Genomic DNA, 22908 nt, shown 5'->3' with positions numbered 1-22908 from the left:
CCCGTCGATCAGTCCCAGCCGAAGACCTGGGTGTAGTAGGGAACGCCGTTGGCGGCGTACACCACGCCGGTGCCTATCGAGTGGGCGCCGCAGTTGAGCATGTTGGCGCGGTGACGCGGGCTGGCCATCCAGGCCTGGATGACCTCGGTCGCGGTGCGGTAACCCCAGGCGATGTTCTCGCCGGCCGGCTGTTCGTACCCGGCCAGATGTGACCGGCGGACGAAGGTGGTGCCGTCGCTCCAGACGTGACTGAAGCGGCCGGTGCGCGCCATGTAGAAGCTCTGCCGCACCGAGGCCACAGTCAGTCCCCGGTCGACCGCGAGCAGCCGCCTGCAGCCGTTGGCCCAGCGTTGCTGATTGGTCATCGTGACCACCTGGGACATCAGCACGCGGGGCGCGACGACACTGGGCGGCGCAGCCGGAACGGGCACCACGGCGCCGGCCGGCGCGGCCGCGGCCAGCAGCGCGCCGAGCGTGGCCGTACACAGGACGAGACGTCGCACCACGTTGCCTCCTCTTCGCGGTGGGCCGAGTCGCCCACCAGGGATATGGCATCCGTTTTCTGGCTGTACGTCCCATCTTTGCCGGAAACCGGAATCCCGGGCCCAAATATTTGTCAGGCTGAAGGGATTCGCGTGATCTCCCGATTGGCCGGGCCGGGAGCGAACAGCCCGCTAAACTGTCACTGTCCGTAAATAGACCGTGACATCACGCTATCGTGAGTTTTGCGCGGTTGATTCCGCCGCCGGCGATCGTGCCGACGGCGCCGAGCACACGACACCGACCCTCTCCCCGGGCGCCACCGGCGCGCGGCGGGCGGTCGTGTCCGGACATGAGCACGAGCGAGGGGTGGGGCAGGGTGAGCACAGGATGAGTCGCCTACTCGTCGTCGAGGACGATCCGGACATCGCACTGGCTCTGCGGATGCTGTTCAGCCGGGCGGGCTACGAGGTGGCCCACGCCGGTGACGGCCGTACCGGTCTCAAGGAGGCCTACGCCGAACACCCCGACCTGGTGGTGCTCGACGTCGGCCTGCCCGAGATGGACGGCTGGCAGGTGCTCGAGCGGCTGCGCGACGTCTCCGACGTGCCGGTGCTGGTGCTGACCGCGCACGGCCAGGAGGCCGAGAAGGTGCGCGGGCTGCGTGGCGGCGCCGACGACTACCTGACCAAGCCGTTCGCCAACAACGAGTTGCTGGCACGCGTCGAGGCGCTGCTGCGACGCTCCTCGAGCGGTCAGAACAGCTGGGCCAGCCAGGTCTACGACGACGGTCTGGTGCATCTCGACCCGACCAAGCGGCGGGTCTATGTCAAGGGCGACGAGAAGCGCCTCACGCCCACCGAGTTCCGCCTGCTCAACGCCCTCGTGCGGCACGCCGGCGCGGTGCTCAGCCCCAACCAGCTGCTGACTCAGGCCTGGGACGACCCGACCGGCATCGGGCAGGAGCGCGTCAAGTTCGCCGTACTGCGGTTGCGCCGCAAGCTCGGCTGGTCCGATCCCGACGAGTCGCCCATCGAATCCGTGCGTGGATTCGGCTACCGCTACCGCCGCCCCGGCGGAGAGGCCTGATTTCTCTTCGGTTGTGTTTCAGGTGCCCTCAGGTGGCCCGTACGCAGGTCGATGAGTCCCTTGGAACGCCGAGCTGGAGGTAACGAGCGTGGAAGACCTTGGTGAGATCGTTGGCGAATTCCTCATGGAAAGCCACGAGAACCTGGACCAGATCGACCGTGACCTGGTGCAGCTCGAACAGGACCCGAATTCCCGCGATCTGATCTCACGCATCTTCCGGGCGATCCACACCATCAAGGGCACGAGCGGCTTCCTGGCCTTCGGTCGTCTCGAGAAGCTGGCTCACGCGGGTGAGTCGCTGCTGTCGAAGCTGCGTGACGGGGTCATGCCGGTCACCCCGACGACCATCACCACGCTGCTCGCCACCATCGACGGTGTGCGCTCGATCCTGGCCAACATCGAGGAGACTCAGGCCGAGGGCGACGTCGACATCGACAGCATCATCGCGCAGGTCAACGCTCAGATGAAGGCCGGTGAGGCGGCACCGCCACCGGCGGCCGAGGCACCCGCCGCGGAGGCGGCCGAGGCGCCGCAGCCGATCGAGGAGACGCCCGCGCGCCCGGCCCCCGAGCCGGTCGAGAACCAGCGCCGGCCGATCGGCGAGATCCTGGTCGAGACCGGCGCCGCCCAGGCCCAGGACGTCGGTTCGGCCCTGGCCCAGCAGATCGAGGGCGACGAGCGCAAGCTCGGCACGATTCTGCTCGAGGAGGGCAAGGCACAGCCGGCCGCGGTCAGCGAGGCGCTCCAGGCCCAGGCGCCCAAGCGCAGCATCGCCGACAGCGCCATCCGGGTCGACGTCGATCTGCTCGACACGCTGCTCAACATGGTGGGCGAGCTGGTGCTGGCCCGTAACCAGCTGGTGCGGGGCGTGATGGAGATCGGCGACACGACGCTGGTGCGCAGCGCACAGCGGCTCGGCATGATCACCAGTGAGCTGCAAGAGGGCATCATGAAGACCCGGATGCAGCCCATCGAGCACATCTGGTCGAAACTGCCCCGGGTCGTCCGGGACCTGAGCAACGGCCTCGGCAAGCAGGTCCAGCTGGTCATGCAGGGTAAGGACACTGAGCTCGACCGAAGCCTGCTGGAGGCGGTGAAGGACCCGCTGACCCACCTGGTGCGCAACGCGGTCGACCACGGCATCGAGGAACCGGACCAGCGGATCGCGTCGGGCAAGGGCCCCGAGGGAACGCTGACGCTGCGGGCCTATCACGAGGGCGGGCACGTGGCGGTCGAGGTCGCCGACGACGGCGCCGGCCTGAACGTGGACCGGATCGCGCAGAAGGCGGTCGAGAACGGGCTGCTGCGTGCCGACCAGGTGCCCAACATGGACCGTCGCGACATCATGGCGATGGTCTTCCAGCCGGGATTCTCCACCGCTGCCAAGGTCACCAACGTGTCCGGCCGCGGTGTGGGCATGGACGTCGTGAAGACCAACATCGAGAACATCGGCGGCGCGGTCAGCGTCGACTCCACGCCCGGCGAGGGCACGGTCTGGCGGCTCACCATCCCGCTGACGCTGGCCATCATCCAGGCCCTCACCGTCGACTGTGGTGACCAGCGGTACGTGGTGCCGCAGGTCGCGGTGCTCGAGCTGGTCTTCATCGACGGGCAATCCACCAAGATCGAGTACGCCTCGGGCGCGCCCGTCTACCGCCTGCGCGGCAAGCTGCTCCCGCTGGTGCGGCTCGACCGGGCGCTCGGCCTCGACGTGGGGGCCGACGAGGGCGTGTACATCATGGTGCTGCAGGCCGACGGCCGCCGGTTCGGCCTGGTCGTCGACCGGGTGCTGAACACCGAAGAGGTCGTGGTCAAGGCGCTCAACAGCCGGTTCAAGGACATCGGGCTGTACGCCGGAGCCACCATCCTCGGCGACGGCAAGGTGGGCCTGATCCTCGACGTCTCGTCGCTGGCCCGGCGCAGTCACCTCACCGCGGACGCCGAGCGGCAGAACCTGGAGGCCTCGGCGCGGGCCGGGAAGGGCGCCGGATCGGGGGAACGGCTGCTGGTCACGGCGGTCGGCGAGCGTCGGGTGGCGATTCCGCTCGACACCGTCACCCGGCTCGAGGAGTTCCCGCGCAAACGCATCGAGCACGCCGGCTCCCGCGAGGTCGTGCAGTACCGCGGGCAGATCCTGCCCCTGGTGCGGCTGTCGCACCTGCTCGGGGCGTACGGCGAGGAGCCCGAGGGCGACACCGTGTCGGTGGTCGTCTACAGCGAGGGCGCCCGGAGCGTGGCCCTGGTCGTCGATCGGATCGTGGACATCGCCGAGAACTCGACGACCGCCCGCCGGGACGCTGAGGAGGACGGCCTGGTCGGCACCGCGGTCATCCAGCAGCGGGTGACCGAGCTGCTGGACGTGCGCCGGGCGATTCTCGCAGCCGACCCCAACTTCTACACCGACCTGGAAAACGACGAGTTGCTGGTGGAGGCCTGAGATGCCGAGCCGACAGTTTGCCACGTTCGAGGTGGCCGGCCAGCTCTTCGGTGTCGAGGTGCACACGGTGCAGGAGGTGCTCTCGTACAACGAGTACACCCCCGTGCCGCTCGCGCCGCAGGCCATCGGCGGGCTGTTCAACCTGCGCGGTCAGGTGATCGCCGCGGTTGATCTGCGGGTGCAGCTCGGCATGGCCCGCAAGGCTCTCGAGGGTCCGGTGATGAACGTGATCCTGCGCGGCGACGGCGAGCCCGTGAGCCTGGTCGTGGACCGGATCGGCGAGGTGGTCGACCTGGACGACGACACGTTCGAGCCACCGCCGGACACGCTCAGCGGGCCGACCCGGGAGCTCGTCGTCGGGACGTTCAAGCTGGACGGCCGGCTGATGCTGGCCCTCGACGTCAACCAGGCCGTCGACACGCAGCGCGCTACCACCTGATGTACAGCCTCGTCAGCGCCCCGGTGCTCGGCTTCGACCTGACCCGCCTCACCGGCGGGTCGGCCACGGCCGAGGTGATGCTGCGCGGACTCCGCCTCCAGGCCGCCGACCTGCCGGTGCTCGCCAACCGGCTGCCGGACGAGGGGGTCCGCGGCCCACTGTGGGTAGAGGTGGAGAGCGCCGCCCGCCGGATGCCGTCGCTCAAGGGCCTCAACAAGGACGACGCGGCGGGCAGCCTGGCCCTGGTCGAGCGCGCGCCCATCGGCACCGTCGACTCGCTGCTCACCTGTCTCCGGTACGACGTGATGGCGTGGACCTGGACGGGCACCGGCCGCGACGCGACGCAGACGGAGGAGGCAGCCTCCGCGACCGCGCTGCTGTGCGATGCCGCCGTCGCCAGTTACCTGCGCGAGGTGCTCGACGCCGACACGCGTCGCGGCCTCGGCGGGGGCTGGGTCGCGGCCATGCGCAAGCTGCCGACCGGCGCCCCGATCGACCTCGGTCCGCACCACTACACGATCTCCGCCCTGCTCGACCGGCTGCGCTCGCTGCGATCGACCGACCTGAGCCGGCTCCTCGCCTCGGCCGAGGACTCCCGCCGCAATGCCGGCGGCTGGTCACCGGCCGTGCATTCGGCGTCCTGGGCGGCTTATCTGTCGGATCGGGTCCGCACGGCCGCCGCAGCACAGATGCTGTTGGTACAGGCCGTCGACACGGCCGCCATTCCGTTGGCCGACCGGGCCGGCGGTGTCTGGAACATGCTCAGCGGTGCGGTGCAGGCACTGGTCGTACGCGACCTGCTGGACACCTCGACCGCCCATCGGTTGCTCGCCCCGGTGGTTGCGGCCCTCGGCCCCGCGTGGCTCGGGTAAGGAAGGTGACCGGGTGATATCGGTCCTTGTCGTCGACGACTCGGTGGTCGTCCGTCGCTTGATCGTCGACGCTCTCGGTGGCGCCGAGAACATCGAGGTCGTGGGCACGGCGTCCAACGGGTTGCTGGCCCAGGCCAAGATCGACCAGCTCAAGCCCGACGTGATCACGATGGACATCGAGATGCCCCAGATGGACGGCATCACCGCGGTCCGCGAGCTGCGCAAGCGGCACAAGCAGATCCCGGTGATCATGTTCAGCACGCTGTCGGCCGCGGGCGCCTCGGCCACACTGGAGGCGCTCTCGGCCGGCGCGACGGACTACGTGACCAAGCCGAGCAACACCGGCAGCGTCGAGCAGTCGATCAAGGCCGTCCGGGACGAGCTCGTCCCCAAGATCTACGCGCTGGCGGGCAAACGCCGGCCGAGCGCGCCACCGGCTGCTCCGACCCGACCCGGCGCGGCCCCGCACCGGGTCGGCCTGCCGCCCACCGGTCCGGGCCGTCCGCCCGCCGGGCCGCCCAGCTCCGCCCCGGCCCGGACGGCTCCGCGCCGCTCCGCGCCCGGCGGCCGCATCGACATCCTGGCCATCGGCTCTTCGACCGGCGGTCCGGACGCGCTGACCAAGGTGCTGACCGGCATTCCGGCCGACTTCCCGGTGCCGATCGTCATCACCCAGCACATGCCGCCCGTCTTCACCAAGATGTTCGCCGAACGGCTGGACCGCAGCACGCCGCTGCGGGTGGTCGAGGCCGGCGACGGCATGGAGCTGGCGGCCGGCTGGGCCTACGTCGCACCCGGCGACCAGCACCTGGTGCTGCACCGCCGGGGCACGGCCACGCTGACCCAGCTGAGCGGTGCGCCGCCCGAGAACTCCTGCCGCCCCGCCGTGGATGTCATGTTCCGGTCGGTCGCGGCACTGTACGGCGGCTCCGCGTACGCGACCGTGCTGACCGGAATGGGACACGACGGAAGAGGTGGCGCGAAGGTGCTGAGGGACGCGGGCGCCGAGGTGCTGGCCCAGGACGAGGCCACCTCGGTGGTGTGGGGCATGCCGGGCGCCGTGGTCGGCGCGGGACTGGCGGACGAGATCCTGCCGCTCGACCGGATCGCCGCCCATCTGGTGAGCCGGGTCAAGGCCGGACGCTCGGCGGCGGTGGCCCGATGACGCTGTCGCAGGCCGAGTTCAACTACGTGTCCCAGCTCGTGCGGCGTGAGGCCTCGATCGTGCTGGCTCCCGGAAAGGAGTATCTGGTCGAGGCACGGCTCATTCCGGTGGCCCGCGCGGTGGGGGCGGCCGGGGTCAGCGAATTCCTGGCCGACCTGCAGCGCCGGCCCGATCCGGCCCGGCAGCGCAAGATCATCGACGCCCTGACCACGAACGAGACCTCGTGGTTCCGGGATCGGGAGCCGTTCGCGGCGCTCACCGATGTCGTGCTGCCGGAGCTGGTCAAGTCACGGGCGTCGGCCCGCAAGGTGCGGGTGTGGTCGGCCGCGAGCTCCAGCGGCCAGGAGGCGTACAGCCTGGCCATCACGATGCAGGAGACCCTGCCGCCCGGGTGGTCCTACGACATCATGGGCACCGACATCTCGACCGAGATGGTCAAGCGGGCCGAGACGGCCGAGTACAGCCAGGTCGAGGTGAACCGCGGTCTGCCCGCGGCCCAGTTGGTGCAGTACTTCGAACGGGCCGGGGCGCACTGGCGGATCGCTCCGGCGCTGCGCCGCAACGTCTCGTTCCGCCTGATGAACCTCACCGCGCCGCTGCCGGTCATGCAGCCGTTCGACGTGATCTTCCTGCGCAACGTCCTGATCTATTTCGACGTCGCCACCAAGCGTCAGGTGCTGCAGAACGTGGCCAAGCTGCTGCGGCCGGACGGCTGGCTCTTTCTGGGTGCGGCCGAGACCACGATCGGGATCGACGACAACTACGAGCGGGTGGCCGCCGGCCGCACCTCCGCCTACCGAGTCCGTACCGGGGCGCCCGCGGGCGCCATGAGAAGGGGATGACGCGGATGCGCGCCATGGTGATCGACGACTCGCGGGCGATGCGCATGATCCTCAAGCGCATCGTCACCAAGCTGAATTTCGAGGCGGTGGAGGCGGGCGACGGCAAGGAGGCGCTCGACCTGCTGACCGCGATGCCCGAGGTGCCGGAACTGGCCCTCATCGACTGGAACATGCCCAACATGAACGGGCTCGAGTTCGTCACGCACGTCCGGGCCGACCCACGCCTGCGCGAGATGACGCTGGTCATGGTCACCACCGAGAGCGAACAGAGCCAGATCGTCCGGGCGCTCGCCGCGGGCGCCCACGAATACGTGATCAAGCCCTTCACCGAAGGAGCCATGATCGAGAAGCTGGCCCTGCTGGGCCTCGTCCCGACCGGAGCGAACTCATGAGCGTCGAAGTCGAGGTCAACGAGAACGACCTCGCCGAGATGGTGGAACAGGTCTGGGAGTCGTACCTGGATCCGGAGGGCGTGAGCCCCCTGCTGCAGACCTACGACGAGAACCAGGCGTCCGAGGTGCATTCCTCCGTCTCCATCACCGGTTCCTGGACCGGGCACGTCGTCTACGCGTCCTCGCTGCCGGCCGCCCGCCGTGCCGCCGGCGCCTTTCTGGCCATGGGGCCGGACGAGGTCAGCGAGGAGGACCTCTCCGACGTGCTCGGCGAACTCGCGAACATCATCGGCGGAAACGTCAAGGCGATGCTGCCGCCCGGCGCGGTCCTGTCGCTGCCGCAGGTGGCGCTCGCTCCCGAAGCGACGGCGCGCTACCCCAATGCCCACCGGATAACCGGGGTGTACGGGATCTGGGACGGCGAGCCGGTGTCAATTTCCATGTGGCAGAGCCGCGGAGACAACAAGGAGGGCGCGGAATGAAGATTCTCATCGCTGACGACAGCCGGGTGATGCGGCAGATCGTGATCCGCACCCTGCGTCAGGCGGGGTTCGGCGACCATGAGCTGATCGAGGCGGCCAACGGTCGCGAGGCTGTGGAGATGACCCAGGCGCACAGCCCGGACCTCGTGCTGTCGGACTGGAACATGCCCGAGCTGACGGGCATCGAGGCACTGCGGCAGCTCCGCGCGGCCGGCAACGACGTCAAGTTCGGTTTCGTGACGTCCGAGAGCACACCCGAGATGAAGGAACAGGCCGAGGCGGCCGGTGCTCTCTTTTTCATCGTCAAGCCCTTCTCGGCTGAACGATTCGATGAGGTCTTCGCTCCTATTCTGGGATGATTACGACATGTCCGACGTCTCGCTCCTTCCTGGCACCCTGGCCGTTCGCAACCTCTTCGAGGATCTGCTCGGCCGGGAAGTGACCGTCAGCCCCGGCGAACCCATCAGCGCAGATGAGGTCGCCACCTCGACGGTCGCCCTTTTCACCGATCCCACACAGAACCTCTTCGCCGTCCTCGGCATGGATCTCAAGCTGTCGGCCAACGCCGGCGCCGCGCTCGGCCTGCTTCCGGCCGGCGCTGCCGAGGACAGCATCGACGAGAAGCAGCTGTTCCCGAATCTCGCCGAGAACGTCGGCGAGCTCTGCAACGTGCTGACCAGCCTGCTCAACCGCGAGGGCAGCCCGCACATCAAGCTCCACCAGGTGGTCTATCCCGGCGACCCGCTGCCCGCCGACGCCCGGGCCCACCTGATGGCGCTCGGCCGCCGGGTCGACCTGCTGGTCGAGGTCAACCGGTACGGCAAGGGAAAGTTCAGCCTCTCCCTGGCGCCGTGACATCAGCTCGGCAAGAACGGGTCTGCCCAGGTGGCAGGCCCGTTCTTTTTTGGTTCTAAGCAAGTTGCCGATCCGGTCGAAGCAGATTATGAGCCTCTGCCAACCGACGGGAGCACGTCATGACCTCGCCGATCTCCGGATTCTCCGGCGCCGCGGCCGCGGCCGGCGCCACCGGCGCCGAGAAGGAGAAGAGCAAGACCCTCGGCGACCGGGACACGTTCCTCAAGCTCCTGGTGGCCCAGCTGAAGTACCAGGACCCCAGCAAGCCGGCCGACTCGACCCAGTTCCTGGCCCAGACGGCCCAGTTCACCCAGGTCGAGAAGCTGGAGGGCATCGCCGACATGCTCAAGGGCCAGCAGCTGATCACTGCCAGCTCCCTGGTCGGCAAGACGGTCGAGTTCATGGACGCCGGCGGGGCCAGGGCCACCGGGGTCATCTCGGCCGCCAAGCTCAACGGCGACAGCGAACCGATGCTTCGGATCGGGAACACGGACGTGCCGCTGTCCAAGGTCACGGAAGTCCAGGAAGTGAAGCCGGACGCGACCCAGGCGACGCCCAAGCCGTAATCCTCAACCGCTGTAGTCCTCAACCGCAAAGGATCCATTCATGCTGCGTTCCCTCTATTCCGGCATCAGTGGCCTGCACGCGCATCAGCAGATGATGGACGTGACCGGTAACAACATCGCCAACGTCAACACCGTCGGTTACAAGGCGAGCTCGGTCCAGTTCCAGGACACCCTCAGTCAGATGACCCAGGCGGCCGGCGCTCCCCAGAACGGCGGGGCCGGCACCAACCCGGGCCAGGTCGGCCTCGGTGTGCGCAACGCGGGCATCACGTCGAACTTCAGCCAGGGCTCGGCCCAGACCACCGGCAAGGCCGGCGACATGATGATTCAGGGCGACGGCTTCTTCATGACCCGCCGCGGCAACGAGGAGCTCTACAGCCGGGCCGGTTCCTTCTTCTTCGACGCCAACGGCACGCTGGCGACGGCGACCGGGGATCCCGTGCAGGGCTGGACGGCCGACGAGAACGGTGTGGTGAACCCGGCGGCCAAGCCGGGCGACATCAAGATGCCGCTCGGCAAGAGCATCTCGCCCGTGCCGACCAGCACGGTCGAGATCAAGGGAAACCTGACCAACGACATGCCGGAAGGCGTCACCGACCCGACCACCATTCCGGCCATCGAGATCCCGTTCAAGGCGTTCGACAAGACCGGCAACCCGATCAGCCTCTCGGCGAAGTTCACGCGAGACACCGTGGATCCGACGGCCTCCGTCCAGGACTGGACTGTGACTCTCACGAAGTCGGGTGATGCCGGGCCGGCTACGCCGGTCACCGCGACCATTCAATTCCAGGACGGTAAGCCTGTCCCCACGCCTCCGGCGACGAGGGCGATGCTGGCGTTCACGAACGCCGCAACGATCGACCCCACCCTCAGTGACACGTTCGATTTCGACGCCGGGGACCTGACGATGTACCACGGCCTCACCGAGGCCCGGGTCTCCGACTCGAACGGCAACGCGGCCGGCACGCTGGCCTCGCTGTCGTACACCGTCTCGGACACCGGGCAGATCATCGGCGCCTTCAGCAACGGTCAGAAGAAGGTGCTCGGGCAGGTCGCCCTGGCCACCTTCAAGAACGTCAACGGCCTCGAGAAGACCGGGGACTCGCAGTGGCGGGCCACCGTCAACTCCGGTCTGGCCCAGGTCGGGCAGCCCACCAGCGCCGGTCTGGGCCAGGTGATCAGCGGCGCCTTGGAGATGTCGAACGTCGACCTGGCTCAGGAGTTCACCAACCTGGTCATCGCCCAACGCGGCTTCCAAGCCAACTCCCGCATCATCACGACCTCTGACGAGATGCTCCAGGAGCTCGTCAGCATGAAGCGCTAGTCATAAGCATCAGAACGGTCGACCGGTCGGGACAGGCGTTTTCACGCTTGTCCCGACCGTCTGTCTTTGAGCGGATCGGCTGCACCCGTACCGCCACCGGTTGGATCTCATCGGCAACCGGGATCAGGCCGAAACACATATCGAAGGGCCACGGACGGCCACCAGCCAGGACTACACCACCAAGGACGGATGTAAGTGATCCTCGTAACCCGCATCAATGGTGCCGTGTTCGCCCTGAACCCGGACCTGATCGAGCGCGCGGACTGCACGCCCGACACGGTCATCACGCTGGTCGACGGCACCAAGTACGTCATTGCCGAGTCCGTGCCCGAGTTCATCGATTCAGTGCGGCACTACCGCGCCTCACTGATCGCCCAGGCAAGCCGCCTCGAGGCCGAGCCCACCAACACCCACTCCTCCGCTCCGTCGTCCGATGACGACGACGACGCCAAGGTGCTCCCGCTGCACCGGAATGGACGCTGATGGACATCTCAACCATCGTCGGTGTAGTCGCCGGCCTCATCATCGTCTTCACCGTTCAGATCCTCGAGGGCGGCTCGCCGACCTCCATCCTGCTGATCCCCTCGATGTTGCTGGTGTTCGGCGGCGCCTTCGCCGCCGCGATGGCCGGCGGCGTCATGAAGGACTGGACGGGTGTCGGCGCCCAGCTCACCAAGGCGTTCGCCAAGAAGGTCACGCCCCCCACCGAGCTGGTCGACGAGGTCGTCAAGCTGGCCGAGCGGGCTCGTCGCGAGGGCCTGCTGGCCCTCGAGGACGCGGTCAAGACGGTCGAGCACCCCTTCCTCAAGCGCGGTCTGCAACTCGCCATCGACGGCACCGACCCCGACGAGCTGCACGACATCCTGCACGCCGAGATCGCGGCCAAGAAGAAGTCCGACAAGGCCAGCGCGAAGCTGTTCGAGAACATGGGCGGTTACGCCCCGACCATCGGCATCGTCGGCACGGTCATGGGTCTCGTGCACGTGCTCGAGAACCTCGACAAGCCCGACACGCTGGGTCACTCGATTGCCGCGGCGTTCTGCGCCACCCTCTGGGGTGTTCTCAGCGCCAACCTGATCTGGCTGCCCGTCGCGTCCCGTCTCGCCCGGCTGAGCGCCGTCGAGGCCGAGGAGATGGAACTGGTCGTCGACGGTGTCCTGGCCATTCAGGCCGGCTCCAACCCGCGCCTTGTCGCGCAGAAGCTCCGCAGCCTCCTCCCGCCGGACGAGGCCAAGAAGGCCGAGACGGCCGCGAACACGAAGAAGGCGGCCTGACCCGATGAGCAGTGGCGGGGGTAAGCGTAAGCAGAAGCACGAGGAGCACGAGGAGCACGTCAACCACGAGCGCTGGCTCGTGTCCTACGCCGACATGCTGACCCTGCTGTTCGTTCTGTTCGTGGTCCTGTACTCCATGAGCGACGTCAACATGAAGAAGTTCGCCCAGCTCGCCTCCGGTCTGTCCTCCGGCTTCGGAGCTCAGAGCGTCGCCTTCCAGGGCCAGACCGGGCCGATGGACGGCTCGGGCAACTCCGCCGAGATCGTGCAGATCGACCCGGGCGCCAACCCCGGCGACGGCAAGGCCGGCTCGTCCAACCTCACAGCCCAGCAGAAGGAAGCCGTCAAGGCCGCGATGGCTGCCGAGAGCCGCGCGCGGGCTTCGAAGAACGCTCAAGCCGCCGCCAAGGAAGCCGAAGACCTCAAGAAGATCGAGAACAAGATCTCGGACGCGCTGGCCAAGCAGAAGCTGCTCGGCTCGGTCAAGTTCACGATCGACCGCCGGGGCCTGGTGGTCACCGTCCTGACCAACGAGGTCGTCTTCGCCGGCAACCGGGCCGATCTGCAGCCCGGCGGCCGGAAGATCCTCGACGCGATCGCCCCGACCCTGGCCAAGTTGCCCAACCGTATCGAAGTCAACGGCAACACCAACCAGCTCAAGGTCAAGACCACGTTCTACCCGAGCGGCTGGGAGCTCTCCGCCGCCCGCGCGTCGACCACGGTGCGCTATCTGGTGGCGCGTGGCCTGGCCAAGGACCGCATGAGCGCCGTCGGCTTCTCGGACACCAAGCCACTGATCAACCCGTCCGACCCGCGGTCGATCACCATGAACCGCCGCGTGGACGTCGTGGTCCTGACCACGCTGACCGCCGAGCAGGCGGCACTGCTGCCGGCCGCGTCCGGCGCCGACAGCAAGTTGCACACCGGTGAGACTTCGGAGCAGGCCGGTAAGCGGGCTCAGAGCGGCACCGGGAACACCGATACAACTGGCGAGTCCAACAACCAACCCCGCTAACACGCCAACGTACGACTGAGAGGAGCTTTCAGATGAGCAAGGACGAGACGACCACTGCTGCCGCCGACGCCCCGAAGAAGTCCAAGAAGATGCTGATGATCATCGTGATCGCCGCAGTCGTGCTGCTGGGCGGCGGCGGCGCCGGAGCGTTCTTCATGCTGAAGGGCGACACCGCCGAGGCCGCGCCGGTCAAGGGCAGCGTGGTGGCCCTGGAGGACGCGATGACGATCAACCTGGCCGACGGTCACTACCTGAAGCTGAACTTCTCGCTCCAGCAGACCGCGGACGCCGGCGCCGAGTCGGTCGACACCAGCGAGGCCCGCGAGCTGGCGATCGACGAGTACACCGGCAAGTCGCTGGAGGAGCTCTCCACCGAGAAGGGCCGCGAGGAGCTCAAGAAGGAGCTGACCGCGAAGATCGTGAAGGCGTACACCGAGGAAGACAAGAAGCTGGTGATGGGCGTCTACTACACCGCCTTCGTCACCCAGTAACTCCAACAGCACAGGTTAGCCAAGAGGGCGGGTTCACTCCGGTGAACCCGCCCTCCTGGGTCGTAAGCCCGTAAAAACGCCCCTCCCGCTCAGCCGTTCCGGAAACGAGCCGATGGGGACAACGTGACCAACGCCGCACGTACCTCGGGCCGGATCTCGCGCCGTGGCCATGGCGGCGGGCCGGCGCCGTACGACTTCCGCAAGCCCATCAAGCTCTCCCGGGAGCACGTCCGCACCTTGCAGATCGCGTTCGAGACGTACGCGCGCAGCTGCGGCACACTGCTCACGACCCGGCTGCGGGCGGTCAGCAACGTCACGCTGGCCGGGATCGAGCAGTTGAACTACGACGAGTACGTCGCCGCTCTCAACAATCCGACGGTGCTCGCGGTGGTGGTGCTCGATCCGCTGCCCGGGTCGGCCCTGTTCGAGATGTCCACCTCGGCGTCGATGACCGCGATCGATCACATGCTGGGCGGTCCCGGCGGGCCGCAGCCGGAGCGGCCGCTGACCGAGGTCGAGATGCCCCTGCTGCGCGGTCTGCTGGAGCGGATGCTCGGCGAGCTGCGGTACGGCTTCGAGACGCTCGTCGACATGCACCCGAAGCTCAAGGAGATCGAGTACAACGCGCAGTTCCTCCGGGCCCACCAGCCCGGGGACGCCTGCGTGGTCGCCTCGTTCGACATCAAGATCGGGGCCGAGGAGACCAGCCACACGATCTGCCTGCCCTTCAACACGATCCTGCCGGTGCTCTCGCGTACCGAGGCGGTGGTGCTCAGCGACGCCGAGCGGGCGGCCAAGGACCTGGCTCTGCGCAACCTCACGGCCGGACTTTCCTCGGCCCCGCTCGATGTGGCGGTCCGATTCCAGCCCATTCGGATGCGTACCGATGACATCGTGGACCTGAGGCCCGGTGACGTCGTCCCGTTGGGCCATCCGACGAGTCAGCCTCTCGAGGTGACCGTCAACGAGACCGTTTTCGCCCATGCAGTGCCCGGTAATCAGGGGGCCCGGCTCGCCTGCCTCGTCGTGCCTGCCCCCAAGGAGTCCTCGCCCAAGGAGTCTGGTCGCCCATGACCGCGCCCACCATCACCGCGCCGCAGCTGGCGCTCGCCCGGAACGCGGCCGAGGCCGCGCTGGGCGTCCTTCCCACCAGCCGGCCCCTGGTCGCTGCCGACCCGATCGCGGCGACCGCCGACGCCCTGACCGAGGGGCAGGCGGTCACCGCCCGGTTCAGCGGCGCGGCGTCCGGCGAGGTGGTCGTGGTGGTCGGGCAGGATCTGGCGGACGCGCTCCGGGAGAGCCCGCTCGGCGAGCTGGACCTGACGGCCGCGGTGCGCCCGGCGCTCGAGGCCGCGGCCCGCGTCTTCGGCCCGGTGGTGCTCGACCCCGGTGTCGTGATGGAGCCGCAGGTGGCGCTGAGCGCGCTGGCGGCCAAGGACGACGCTGTGGCCGTGCCGCTGGTCGAGGGCAACGAGATCCGGGCCGTGCTGGCGCTGGCCCTGAACCCGTGGCCCACCGGCGACGGGGGCGGGGGCGGGGGCGGGGTGGCCCGGCGGGAGCCGGCGGGGCCGGCGGCCGTTCAGCTGCGCGGCGGACTGGACATGTTGCAGGACGTCGAGATGGAGGTCTCGGCCGAGCTGGGCCGCACCCGGATGAGCGTGCGCGAGCTGCTCTCGCTCACCCCGGGCGCGATCGTCGAGCTCGACCGGGCCGCCGGCAGCCCGGCCGACCTGCTGGTCAACGGCCGGCTGATCGCCCGGGGCGAGGTCGTCGTGGTCGACGAGAACTTCGGCATCCGGATCACCGACATCGTCGCGCCCGGCGCCGAGCGGGAGTAACGGCCTTGTTCGAGCTCGTGCTGCGGGTCGGCTTCTCGCTCTTCGTCATCCTCGGCATGATGTGGGGGCTGGCCAGGCTGGTACGCCGTCCGCTGCTCGGGCGCGGACACGGGGATCTGGTCGTGCTCAACCGTCAACAGCTCTCCCGGGGCGCCGCGCTGGCCGTGGTCAAGGTGGCCGACCGGGCGATGATCCTGGGCGTCACCGATCAGCAGGTGAGCCTGCTGGGCGAGGCCGAGGTCGAGCTGTTCGAGCACCACCCGAACGAACACCGCGACCATCTGCCGGTGGACGCCGACCTGGCCGTGGAACTGGCGAACGGCTCGGGCGATCTGCCCGGGCGGCATCCGGCGGCGCCGAAGCACAGCCGGTTGGACGGGTCACTGCTGTCGCCGCGCACGTGGCGCTCGGCCATGGAGTTTCTCCGCGATCGGACCAGCCACAAATGATCAAGCGCGCGCTGTTCCTCCTGCTGGCGAGTTGCGGATTCGCACTCGCGCTGTTGCCCGGACCGGCAGCGGCCGAGCCTTCCCGTATGCCCGCGACCCCGGACCGCGCGCCGGCGACCGTCGTGGTCGCCCTTCCCGAGCGGGCCCCCGCGCCCCCGAGCCCGCCGGCCCGGCCCCGTGGGCCCAACCTCAACGTCAACATCCAGGGCACGAACCCGGACGGCAGTCGCCCGGCCACGTCGCTGATCATCATGCTCGGCCTGACCGTGCTCTCGGTCGCGCCGGCCCTGCTGTTGCTCTGCACCTGCTTCACCAAGATCTTCATGGTCCTGGGGATCACCCGCAACGCGCTCGGCCTGACCTCGATGCCGCCCAACCAGGTGCTGGCCGGCCTGGCCCTGTTCATCAGCCTGTTCATCATGGGGCCGACCGTCTCGGCCATGAACGAGCAGGGGGTCCAGCCCTATCTGAAGGGCGACAAGACCCAGTCGCAGGCGTTCGAGGACGGCGTCAAGCCGCTGCAGGACTTCATGTGGCGCACCACCCGCGACGACGAGGTGGCGCTGATGATCCGGCTCTCCGGTGAGGAGCGGCCGCAGAACCGCAACGACGTCGAGCTGACCACCCTGATCCCGGCCTTCGTGCTCTCCGAGCTGCGCGCCGCCATGATCATCGGGTTCGTCATCTTCATCCCGTTCCTGCTGATCGACATGGTGGTCTCGGCGTCCCTGATGTCGCTGGGCATGATGATGCTGCCACCGGTGACTGTTGCTTTACCCTTCAAGCTTTTACTGTTCGTGCTGGTCAACGGGTGGGGGTTGATCCTCACGGCGCTGGTGGCGTCGTACCGATGAACCTGTCCGTGCCGACCGCCGAGCTGCTCGCGCTGATGCTCGGCGCGGCCCGCACCGGGGCCTGGATGATGGTCTGCCCGCCGTTCAACTCGCGGCTCATCCCGGGCCCGGTCAAGGCGCTGCTGTCGATCGGCCTGACGTTGCCGGTCGCTCCGCAGCTGCGCGGCGCGCTGCCGTCGCTGCAGACCTCCGACATCATCTTCAGCGTCGCCCTCCAGGTGTTCGTGGGCGCGGCGCTGGGCTTCGTCACCGCCATCCTCTTCGCGGCCCTGCAGGCGGCCGGTGATCTCATCGACCTGTTCGGCGGTTTCACGCTGGCCATGGGGTACGACCCGTTGTCGCAGAACCAGAGCTCGATCTTCGGCCGGTTCTACAACCTCGTGGCCGTCACCCTGCTGTTCGCCACCGACGGCCACCAGCTGGTGCTGCGCGGCTTCCTTCAGTCGTTCAAGACCGTGCCCCTGAACTGGACGTTCTCCCCCAATACGTTCAGTGAGCTGCTGATCAAGGGGATCGGCGAGATGTTCGTGGCCGCCGTGCAGATCGCCGGCCCGCTGATCGCCGTGCTGTTCCTCACCGACGTGGCCTTCGGCCTGCTCAATCGGGTCGCCCCCGCGCTGAACGCGTTCCAGCTCGGCTTCCCAGCCAAGATCTTCATGGTCCTGCTCATCTCCGGCATCGCCATCACGGCCCTGCCCGGGATCCTCGACGTGATCGTGGAGCGCGCGGTCAACGCCGTCCTCCAGCTCAGCGGCGGATAGGGGGTGACATGTCGGGCGAGAAGACCGAACAACCGACACCCCAGAAGCTCAAGAAGGCCAAACGCGAAGGGCAGATCGGCCGCAGCCAGGACATCGGCGCCTGGTTCGGCATGCTGGCCGCGAGCGTGATGCTGCCGCGCACCCTCGAGTCCGCCATGGAACATGCGGAGAAGCTGGTGGCCCAGCTGCCCGACGTGATCGCCGACCCGCAGCCGGCCCAGGCCATGGCCCTGCTCAAGCAGGCCATGATGGGCACGATGTGGGCCGTGCTGCCGCTGGCCCTGACGATGATGGTCGTCGGCATCGCAGCCGCCGGGTCGCAGGGCGGCATCCGGGTCGCCACCAAGCTGTTCATCCCCAAGTTCAACCGGCTCAACCCGTGGCCCGGCCTCAAGCGGATGCTCGGCCCACAGGCCCTCTGGGAGGGCACCAAGGCGCTCGTCAAGACGGGTGTGCTGGCCGGTGTGCTCTATTCGACGACCAGGGACGTGTTCCCGGCGCTGATGAGTGCCGGGCAGCTGCCTCTGCCCGCGCTGCTCGGCACCGTCGTGGACGCGTCCCTCAACCTGATCCGTGCCGCCTCGGTGGCCGGCATCGCGATGGCCGCCGCCGACTACTTCGTGGTGCGCCGCCGCACCAACAAGCAACTGCGCATGACCAAGGAAGAGGTCAAGCAGGAGTACAAGAACACCGAGGGTGATCCGCTCATCAAGGCGCAGATCCGCGCCCGGCAGATGGCGATGGCGCGGAACCGGCAGATGGCCGACGTGCCGACCGCGGATGTCGTGATGGTCAACCCGACCCACGTGGCGGTGGCGCTGCGCTACGAGCCGCAGAAGGGCGCGCCCCGGGTGGTGGCCAAGGGCCAGGGCCCGCTGGCCACCAAGATCCGCGAACTCGCGGCCGAGCACCGGGTTCCCATGGTCGAGGACAAGCCCCTGGCCCGGGCCCTGTACGGCAGCGTCGAGGTGGGCCACGAGATCCCGGCCGAGTTCTTCGGCACGGTGGCCAAGGTGCTGGCGTTCGTCATGAGCCTGAAGGCGAAGGGATCGGCGGCCGGGCTGCACCGCAACCCTCATTCCGCCTCAGAAGCCGCATAACTGAAAAGTTAGGAGATTTCCTCACATCGGTACCTCGAACGAGGGAAGATCGCTCTGTGGGTCAGCATGCCCTGCTCAGTGAAGGCGACGGATCGCCGAACAGAGAAACGCCAGGATGGCGACCACCGCGCAGGGCTGGCTCCAACGTCCACGCCTGGAAGGTGCCGTGAAGAACCGCAGCATCAGCAAGCTTGCCGTGCCCGTCGGGGTCATCGGCATCATCCTCATGATGGTCGTGCCCATGCCGACCTTCCTGCTGGACACGCTGATCGCGGTCAACATCACCGGGGCCCTGCTGATCCTGCTGGTCAGCATGTTCGTCCAGAAACCGCTCGACTTCGCTGTCTTCCCGGCCCTGCTGCTGGTGGCCACCCTGTTCCGGCTGGCCCTGAACATCAGCGCGACCCGGCTGGTGCTGCGCGACGGTGACGCCGGCAAGGTCATCCACGCGTTCGGCAGCTTCGTCGTCGGTGGCAACCTGGTCATCGGTCTGGTCATCTTCCTGATCCTGGTCATCGTCCAGATGATCGTGGTCACCAAGGGCGCCGAGCGGGTCGCCGAGGTCGGCGCCCGGTTCACCCTCGACGCCATGCCCGGCAAGCAGATGGCGATCGACGCCGACCTGAACGCCGGTCTGATCGACGAGGACCAGGCCAAGGCCCGCCGGGCCGAGGTGGGCGCGGAGGCCGAGTTCTACGGCGCGATGGACGGTGGTTCCAAGTTCGTCAAGGGCGACGCCATCGCCGCCGTCATCATCACGCTGATCAACCTCGTCGGCGGCTTCGCGATCGGCGTGGCCCAGCAGGGCATGGCCGCCAGCGACGCGATGAACCACTACAGCCTGCTGAGCATCGGCGACGGCCTGGTCTCGCAGATCCCCGCGCTGCTGCTCTCGGTGGCCACCGGTCTGATCGTGACCCGCTCGGCCACCTCGGGCGACATGGGTTCGACGGTGACCGCCCAGCTCAGCCAGAACAAGCTCGCGATGCGCATCGCCGGCAGCGCCTCGCTCGCCCTGTGCGTGATCCCCGGCCTGCCCAAGGTTCCCTTCCTGATCGTCGGCGTGGCCGTGCTGGCGGCGGCCCAACGGATCAAGGACCCGGTGCCGGAGGAAGAGGCGGCCGCCGCGGCCGCAGCCTCGGAAGCGGTCGACCTGCCACCGGCCGACTCGCCCGAGCAACTGCTGGGCGAGATGCGGGTCGACCCACTGGAACTCGCTCTCTCGCCCGACCTGGTCGATCTCGTCGACGCCAGCAGCGGCGACCTGCTCGACCGGGTCCGGGCCCTGCGCCGCAAGATGGCCATGGAGCTCGGCGTGATCATGCCGCCGGTGCGTACCCGGGACGACCTCGATCTGCCCCTCTCGTCGTACGCGATCCGCATCTCCGGGGTCGACGCCGGCACCGGGGAGGCTCCGCCCGGCACGGTGCTGGCGATCGGCGACGGCCTGCAGGGGCTGCCCGGCAAGGCGGGCGTCGAGCCGGTCTTCGGCCTGCCCGGCAAGTGGGTGCCGTCCGAGCTGCACTATCAGGCCGAGCTCTCCGGGGCGACGGTCGTCGACCGGGCCAGCGTGATCATCACGCACCTGGCCGAGGTGGTGCGCACCAACGCCAGCCGCCTGCTCGGCCGCGAGGACGTGCGGGCGCTGACCGAGATGGTCAAGCGGACCCATCCCGTCGTGGTCGAGGAGCTCACCCCCGCGGTGCTCAGCCTGGGCCAGATCCAGAAGGTCCTCCAGGCGCTGCTCGACGAGGGCGTGCCGGTGCGGGACCTGGTGCGCATCTTCGAAGCTCTCTCTCTGCGAGCGAAGGTCACCATCGACCAGGACAGCCTGGTCGAGGCGGCCCGCGCGGCACTGGGCCCGGCCATCGCCGCCCAGTACACGACCGCCGGCCGGCTCACGGTGATCACGCTCGACCCCATGCTCGAGCAGCAACTGCTCGAATCTCTGCGGCCCAGCGAGACCGGGGCCTTCATGGCGATCGACGGCATCCGTGCCGAGTCCATCGTCAGTGAGGCCGCCCGGCTCGCCGAGACCGCGGAACAGCAGGGCCTGGCCCCGGTGCTGGCCTGCTCGCCACAGCTGCGGCTGCCACTGATGCGACTCCTGCGCGCTGGGTCGCGCCGGGTGCATGTGCTGTCGTACGGCGAAATCTCTGGTTCAACAGCACAGATCGAGACGATTGGGGTGGTGAACGGTGCCTACGCGGGTGCTGCTTGAGGGGCCGGCCATCGAGCCGTTGCTGGCTCAGGTACGCGATGAGTACGGCTCCCGTGTCCGGATCATCTCTGCCGACAAGGTCCGCAGTGGCGGGGTCGGTGGCTTCTTCGCGAAACAGCATTACGAGCTGTCCGTGGAGGTTCCGGACCCGAACGAGGACAGGAGTGACATGGCACAGCGCACGAAGACGGCCGACAGCGGCCAGCACAGCCTGGAACGGCTCCTGGAACGGGCCGAGTCGCAGGACCGGATCGACGATCCGGGCCGGGGGACGGCCCGTCCCTTCGGCACGTCCTCGCCGCGCTCGGTGACGCCGGCTTCGTTCGGCATCTCCCGGACGGCCGAGACGCCGGCGCCCGAGAACAACTTCGGGGCCGACGAGGGTCGCAGCGCGGCGCTCGGCGACACCGGGGCCGCGTTCGCCGAGCTGATGGCCGGTCTGGACGCGGGCAACGACCGGTTCGCCTCGCGTCCCAAGCCGGCGCCGCGGGAGGACACCCCGACGGTACGGCCGTTCCGTCCGGCCGCCGCCGCGGAAACGCCGGTCAACGCCGCTCCGCGGATCCCCACCCCGCCGACGGTGGCGCCCCAGTCACCCGCGCCGCCGCCGATGGCCGCGACCGCGCCGATGACCGCGACCGCGCCGATGGCTCCGCCGCCGATGACCGCTCCGCCGCCGATGGCCGCTGCGCCGATGGCTCCGCCGCCGATGGCTCCGCCGGCGCCGATGGCCGCCACAGCGCCAGTGGCCGCGGCAGCGCCGGTTGTCACGCCGCCGCCGGTGGCGCCGGCCGTTTCCGAGCCGGTCGCCCCGGTCTCGCCCGCGCCCAGCCTGGCCGATCGGATCGGTGGGCTGGCCGCCAGCGAGGTCGAGGTGGACCCGGCGCCGGAGCCGATCGCCGAGCCGCACGGCTTCCAGCCGGCCGCGTCCGTGTCGCCGGCCCCGGCCGTCCAGCCCGTCGCGTCACCCGAGCCTGCGGTGGCCGACAACGAGCCGGTCATCCGCAACCTCATGTCGGTGGGCATGCCGGAGTCCATGGCCCGCCAGATCACCGGCAGCGACACGTACGCCGGTGTGCTGAGCGTGCTGGCCGCCCGCCCCGCCGCGGCCGGCGTCCCGGACGGCCCGGGCGAGATCCTGGTGCTCGCCGGCGACCTCAACCTGGGCGTCACGATCGGTCGCCAGCTGCTCGACGAGATCGGGGTGCCGGAGAACCACCTTCTGCTGGCCGCCCAGTCGACGGCCGGCACCGGGCTGCACTCGTCCCGGCTGATCTCGACCCCGGACGCGGCCGAGCAGCGGGCCGAGAAGCTGCACAGCGCCGAGGAGCCGTGGGTCGTGGTGCTCGAGGCCCCGGTCGGCGGCACCGATCCGATCTGGATCAACGAGATGTGCGACGCGATCGGGGCCACCGCGGTCTGGGCGGTCGTCGACGCCACCCGCAAGACCGCCGACACGGCCCGCCACCTGCGGTCGCTGGGCGAGGTCGAATCGCTGGTGGTGCACGGCGTCGAGCTCACCGCCGACCCGGCCTCGGTGCTCGGCCTCGACCTGCCGATCCACTCGCTGGACGGCAAGCCGGCCACCCCGCACGCCTGGGCCGCCATGCTCTGCGCGCGGATCGCCACCGACGTCATGCCGGTGGCCGCGCCGCCGCGGCGGGTCACCCGCTCGGTCCGGCCGTGATCCGTCCGTCGGTCCTGCTGTTCGCGCTCCTGATGAGCGCGCCGGCGTTGTATCGCTACGTTCTCGACCAGGTCGACGTCACCGAGGTACTGATCCGGTTCGTGATCGCGGTGCCGATCGCCGCTCTGCTGCTGGCAGGGTTGCGGTTCGTCACGGCAGGTTACGGCCGGCCGGAGGGGAAGCCGGAAGGCACCCCGGTGACGCCGACTTCCATGGAAGAGGCCGAGAGGCCGGTCTGACGGGCACAAGTCGAAGAGGGGTGATCGCGAAAGCGA

General features: G+C 68.8%; 26 protein-coding genes. 25 read left to right on the top strand and 1 reads right to left on the bottom strand.

What is annotated here, in order from left to right; translation table 11 throughout:
• Positions 1–8: 8 nt before the first annotated feature.
• Positions 9–506, bottom strand: coding sequence for a CAP domain-containing protein (locus tag LXN57_RS06720; RefSeq protein ID WP_251797142.1), 498 nt, complete (start codon positions 504–506; stop codon positions 9–11).
• Between the two features lie 364 nt (positions 507–870).
• Here LXN57_RS06720 and LXN57_RS06715 point away from each other — a divergent pair, with 364 nt between their 5' ends.
• The 25 genes from LXN57_RS06715 (at position 871) to LXN57_RS06595 (ending at position 22872) form a co-directional block, all read left to right on the top strand.
• A complete protein-coding gene (locus tag LXN57_RS06715) occupies positions 871–1569 on the top strand; it encodes a response regulator transcription factor (RefSeq protein ID WP_249999465.1) in 699 nt (232 codons plus the stop codon).
• A gap of 88 nt (positions 1570–1657) precedes the next feature.
• Complete coding sequence (locus LXN57_RS06710) at positions 1658–4006, top strand: chemotaxis protein CheA (protein WP_251797141.1); 2349 nt, start codon at positions 1658–1660, stop codon at positions 4004–4006.
• Position 4007: 1 nt separating this feature from the next.
• Complete coding sequence (locus LXN57_RS06705; RefSeq protein WP_221378449.1) at positions 4008–4445, top strand: chemotaxis protein CheW; 438 nt, start codon at positions 4008–4010, stop codon at positions 4443–4445.
• Positions 4445–5317: a hypothetical protein gene (locus tag LXN57_RS06700; protein WP_251797140.1), complete on the top strand. Its 873-nt coding sequence runs from the start codon at positions 4445–4447 to the stop codon at positions 5315–5317. Before LXN57_RS06705 ends, LXN57_RS06700 begins: the two co-directional genes overlap by 1 nt.
• A gap of 13 nt (positions 5318–5330) precedes the next feature.
• Positions 5331–6482: a protein-glutamate methylesterase/protein-glutamine glutaminase gene (locus tag LXN57_RS06695; protein ID WP_251797139.1), complete on the top strand. Its 1152-nt coding sequence runs from the start codon at positions 5331–5333 to the stop codon at positions 6480–6482.
• Positions 6479–7324 carry a CheR family methyltransferase gene (locus LXN57_RS06690; RefSeq protein WP_251797138.1) on the top strand — a complete coding sequence of 282 codons (846 nt, stop codon included), beginning with the start codon at positions 6479–6481 and terminating at the stop codon, positions 7322–7324. The genes LXN57_RS06695 and LXN57_RS06690 overlap by 4 nt, the downstream gene beginning before the upstream one ends.
• A gap of 5 nt (positions 7325–7329) precedes the next feature.
• Positions 7330–7716 (top strand): response regulator, encoded by a 387-nt coding sequence (locus LXN57_RS06685; protein WP_251797137.1) that lies wholly within the window; start codon positions 7330–7332, stop codon positions 7714–7716.
• Positions 7713–8198, top strand: coding sequence for a chemotaxis protein CheX (locus tag LXN57_RS06680; RefSeq protein WP_251797136.1), 486 nt, complete (start codon positions 7713–7715; stop codon positions 8196–8198). The genes LXN57_RS06685 and LXN57_RS06680 overlap by 4 nt, the downstream gene beginning before the upstream one ends.
• Complete coding sequence (locus LXN57_RS06675; protein ID WP_285904600.1) at positions 8195–8557, top strand: response regulator; 363 nt, start codon at positions 8195–8197, stop codon at positions 8555–8557. Before LXN57_RS06680 ends, LXN57_RS06675 begins: the two co-directional genes overlap by 4 nt.
• A gap of 7 nt (positions 8558–8564) precedes the next feature.
• On the top strand, positions 8565–9053 hold the full coding sequence (locus tag LXN57_RS06670; protein ID WP_251797134.1) for a hypothetical protein: 489 nt from the start codon (positions 8565–8567) through the stop codon (positions 9051–9053).
• Between the two features lie 119 nt (positions 9054–9172).
• Positions 9173–9619 (top strand): flagellar hook assembly protein FlgD, encoded by a 447-nt coding sequence (locus tag LXN57_RS06665; protein WP_251797133.1) that lies wholly within the window; start codon positions 9173–9175, stop codon positions 9617–9619.
• A gap of 40 nt (positions 9620–9659) precedes the next feature.
• Entirely contained in the window at positions 9660–10943 is a 1284-nt protein-coding gene (locus tag LXN57_RS06660) for a flagellar hook protein FlgE (protein WP_251797132.1), read from the top strand.
• A 195-nt stretch (positions 10944–11138) separates the two neighbouring features.
• A complete protein-coding gene (locus LXN57_RS06655) occupies positions 11139–11426 on the top strand; it encodes a flagellar FlbD family protein (RefSeq protein ID WP_251797131.1) in 288 nt (95 codons plus the stop codon).
• A complete protein-coding gene (locus LXN57_RS06650) occupies positions 11426–12217 on the top strand; it encodes a flagellar motor protein (RefSeq protein WP_251797130.1) in 792 nt (263 codons plus the stop codon). The genes LXN57_RS06655 and LXN57_RS06650 overlap by 1 nt, the downstream gene beginning before the upstream one ends.
• Positions 12218–12221: 4 nt before the next feature.
• Entirely contained in the window at positions 12222–13232 is a 1011-nt protein-coding gene (locus tag LXN57_RS06645) for a flagellar motor protein MotB (protein WP_251797129.1), read from the top strand.
• A 32-nt stretch (positions 13233–13264) separates the two neighbouring features.
• Positions 13265–13723, top strand: a complete 459-nt coding sequence (locus tag LXN57_RS06640; protein ID WP_251797128.1) for a flagellar basal body-associated FliL family protein — start codon at positions 13265–13267, stop codon at positions 13721–13723.
• Between the two features lie 123 nt (positions 13724–13846).
• On the top strand, positions 13847–14797 hold the full coding sequence (locus LXN57_RS06635; RefSeq protein WP_251797127.1) for a flagellar motor switch protein FliM: 951 nt from the start codon (positions 13847–13849) through the stop codon (positions 14795–14797).
• Positions 14794–15561, top strand: a complete 768-nt coding sequence (fliN, locus tag LXN57_RS06630; protein WP_251797126.1) for a flagellar motor switch protein FliN — start codon at positions 14794–14796, stop codon at positions 15559–15561. The genes LXN57_RS06635 and fliN overlap by 4 nt, the downstream gene beginning before the upstream one ends.
• A gap of 5 nt (positions 15562–15566) precedes the next feature.
• The gene (locus tag LXN57_RS06625) at positions 15567–16010 is read left to right on the top strand and encodes a FliO/MopB family protein (protein WP_251797125.1); all 444 of its coding nucleotides are present in this window, start codon (positions 15567–15569) and stop codon (positions 16008–16010) included.
• Positions 16007–16864, top strand: coding sequence for a flagellar type III secretion system pore protein FliP (gene fliP, locus LXN57_RS06620; protein WP_251797124.1), 858 nt, complete (start codon positions 16007–16009; stop codon positions 16862–16864). The genes LXN57_RS06625 and fliP overlap by 4 nt, the downstream gene beginning before the upstream one ends.
• The gene (gene fliR, locus LXN57_RS06615) at positions 16861–17625 is read left to right on the top strand and encodes a flagellar biosynthetic protein FliR (RefSeq protein WP_251797123.1); all 765 of its coding nucleotides are present in this window, start codon (positions 16861–16863) and stop codon (positions 17623–17625) included. The genes fliP and fliR overlap by 4 nt, the downstream gene beginning before the upstream one ends.
• Positions 17626–17633: 8 nt before the next feature.
• Positions 17634–18725, top strand: a complete 1092-nt coding sequence (locus LXN57_RS06610; RefSeq protein WP_251797122.1) for an EscU/YscU/HrcU family type III secretion system export apparatus switch protein — start codon at positions 17634–17636, stop codon at positions 18723–18725.
• A gap of 166 nt (positions 18726–18891) precedes the next feature.
• Positions 18892–20946: a flagellar biosynthesis protein FlhA gene (gene flhA / locus LXN57_RS06605; RefSeq protein WP_251797121.1), complete on the top strand. Its 2055-nt coding sequence runs from the start codon at positions 18892–18894 to the stop codon at positions 20944–20946.
• Positions 20924–22633: a hypothetical protein gene (locus tag LXN57_RS06600; protein ID WP_251797120.1), complete on the top strand. Its 1710-nt coding sequence runs from the start codon at positions 20924–20926 to the stop codon at positions 22631–22633. The genes flhA and LXN57_RS06600 overlap by 23 nt, the downstream gene beginning before the upstream one ends.
• On the top strand, positions 22630–22872 hold the full coding sequence (locus LXN57_RS06595) for a hypothetical protein (protein WP_251797119.1): 243 nt from the start codon (positions 22630–22632) through the stop codon (positions 22870–22872). Before LXN57_RS06600 ends, LXN57_RS06595 begins: the two co-directional genes overlap by 4 nt.
• Positions 22873–22908 lie beyond the last annotated feature (36 nt).

This window comes from Paractinoplanes hotanensis (assembly GCF_023717965.1).
GTDB classification, from domain to species: Bacteria; Actinomycetota; Actinomycetes; order Mycobacteriales; family Micromonosporaceae; genus Actinoplanes; species Actinoplanes polyasparticus.
This window is presented reverse-complemented; position numbering and strand designations above follow the sequence as displayed.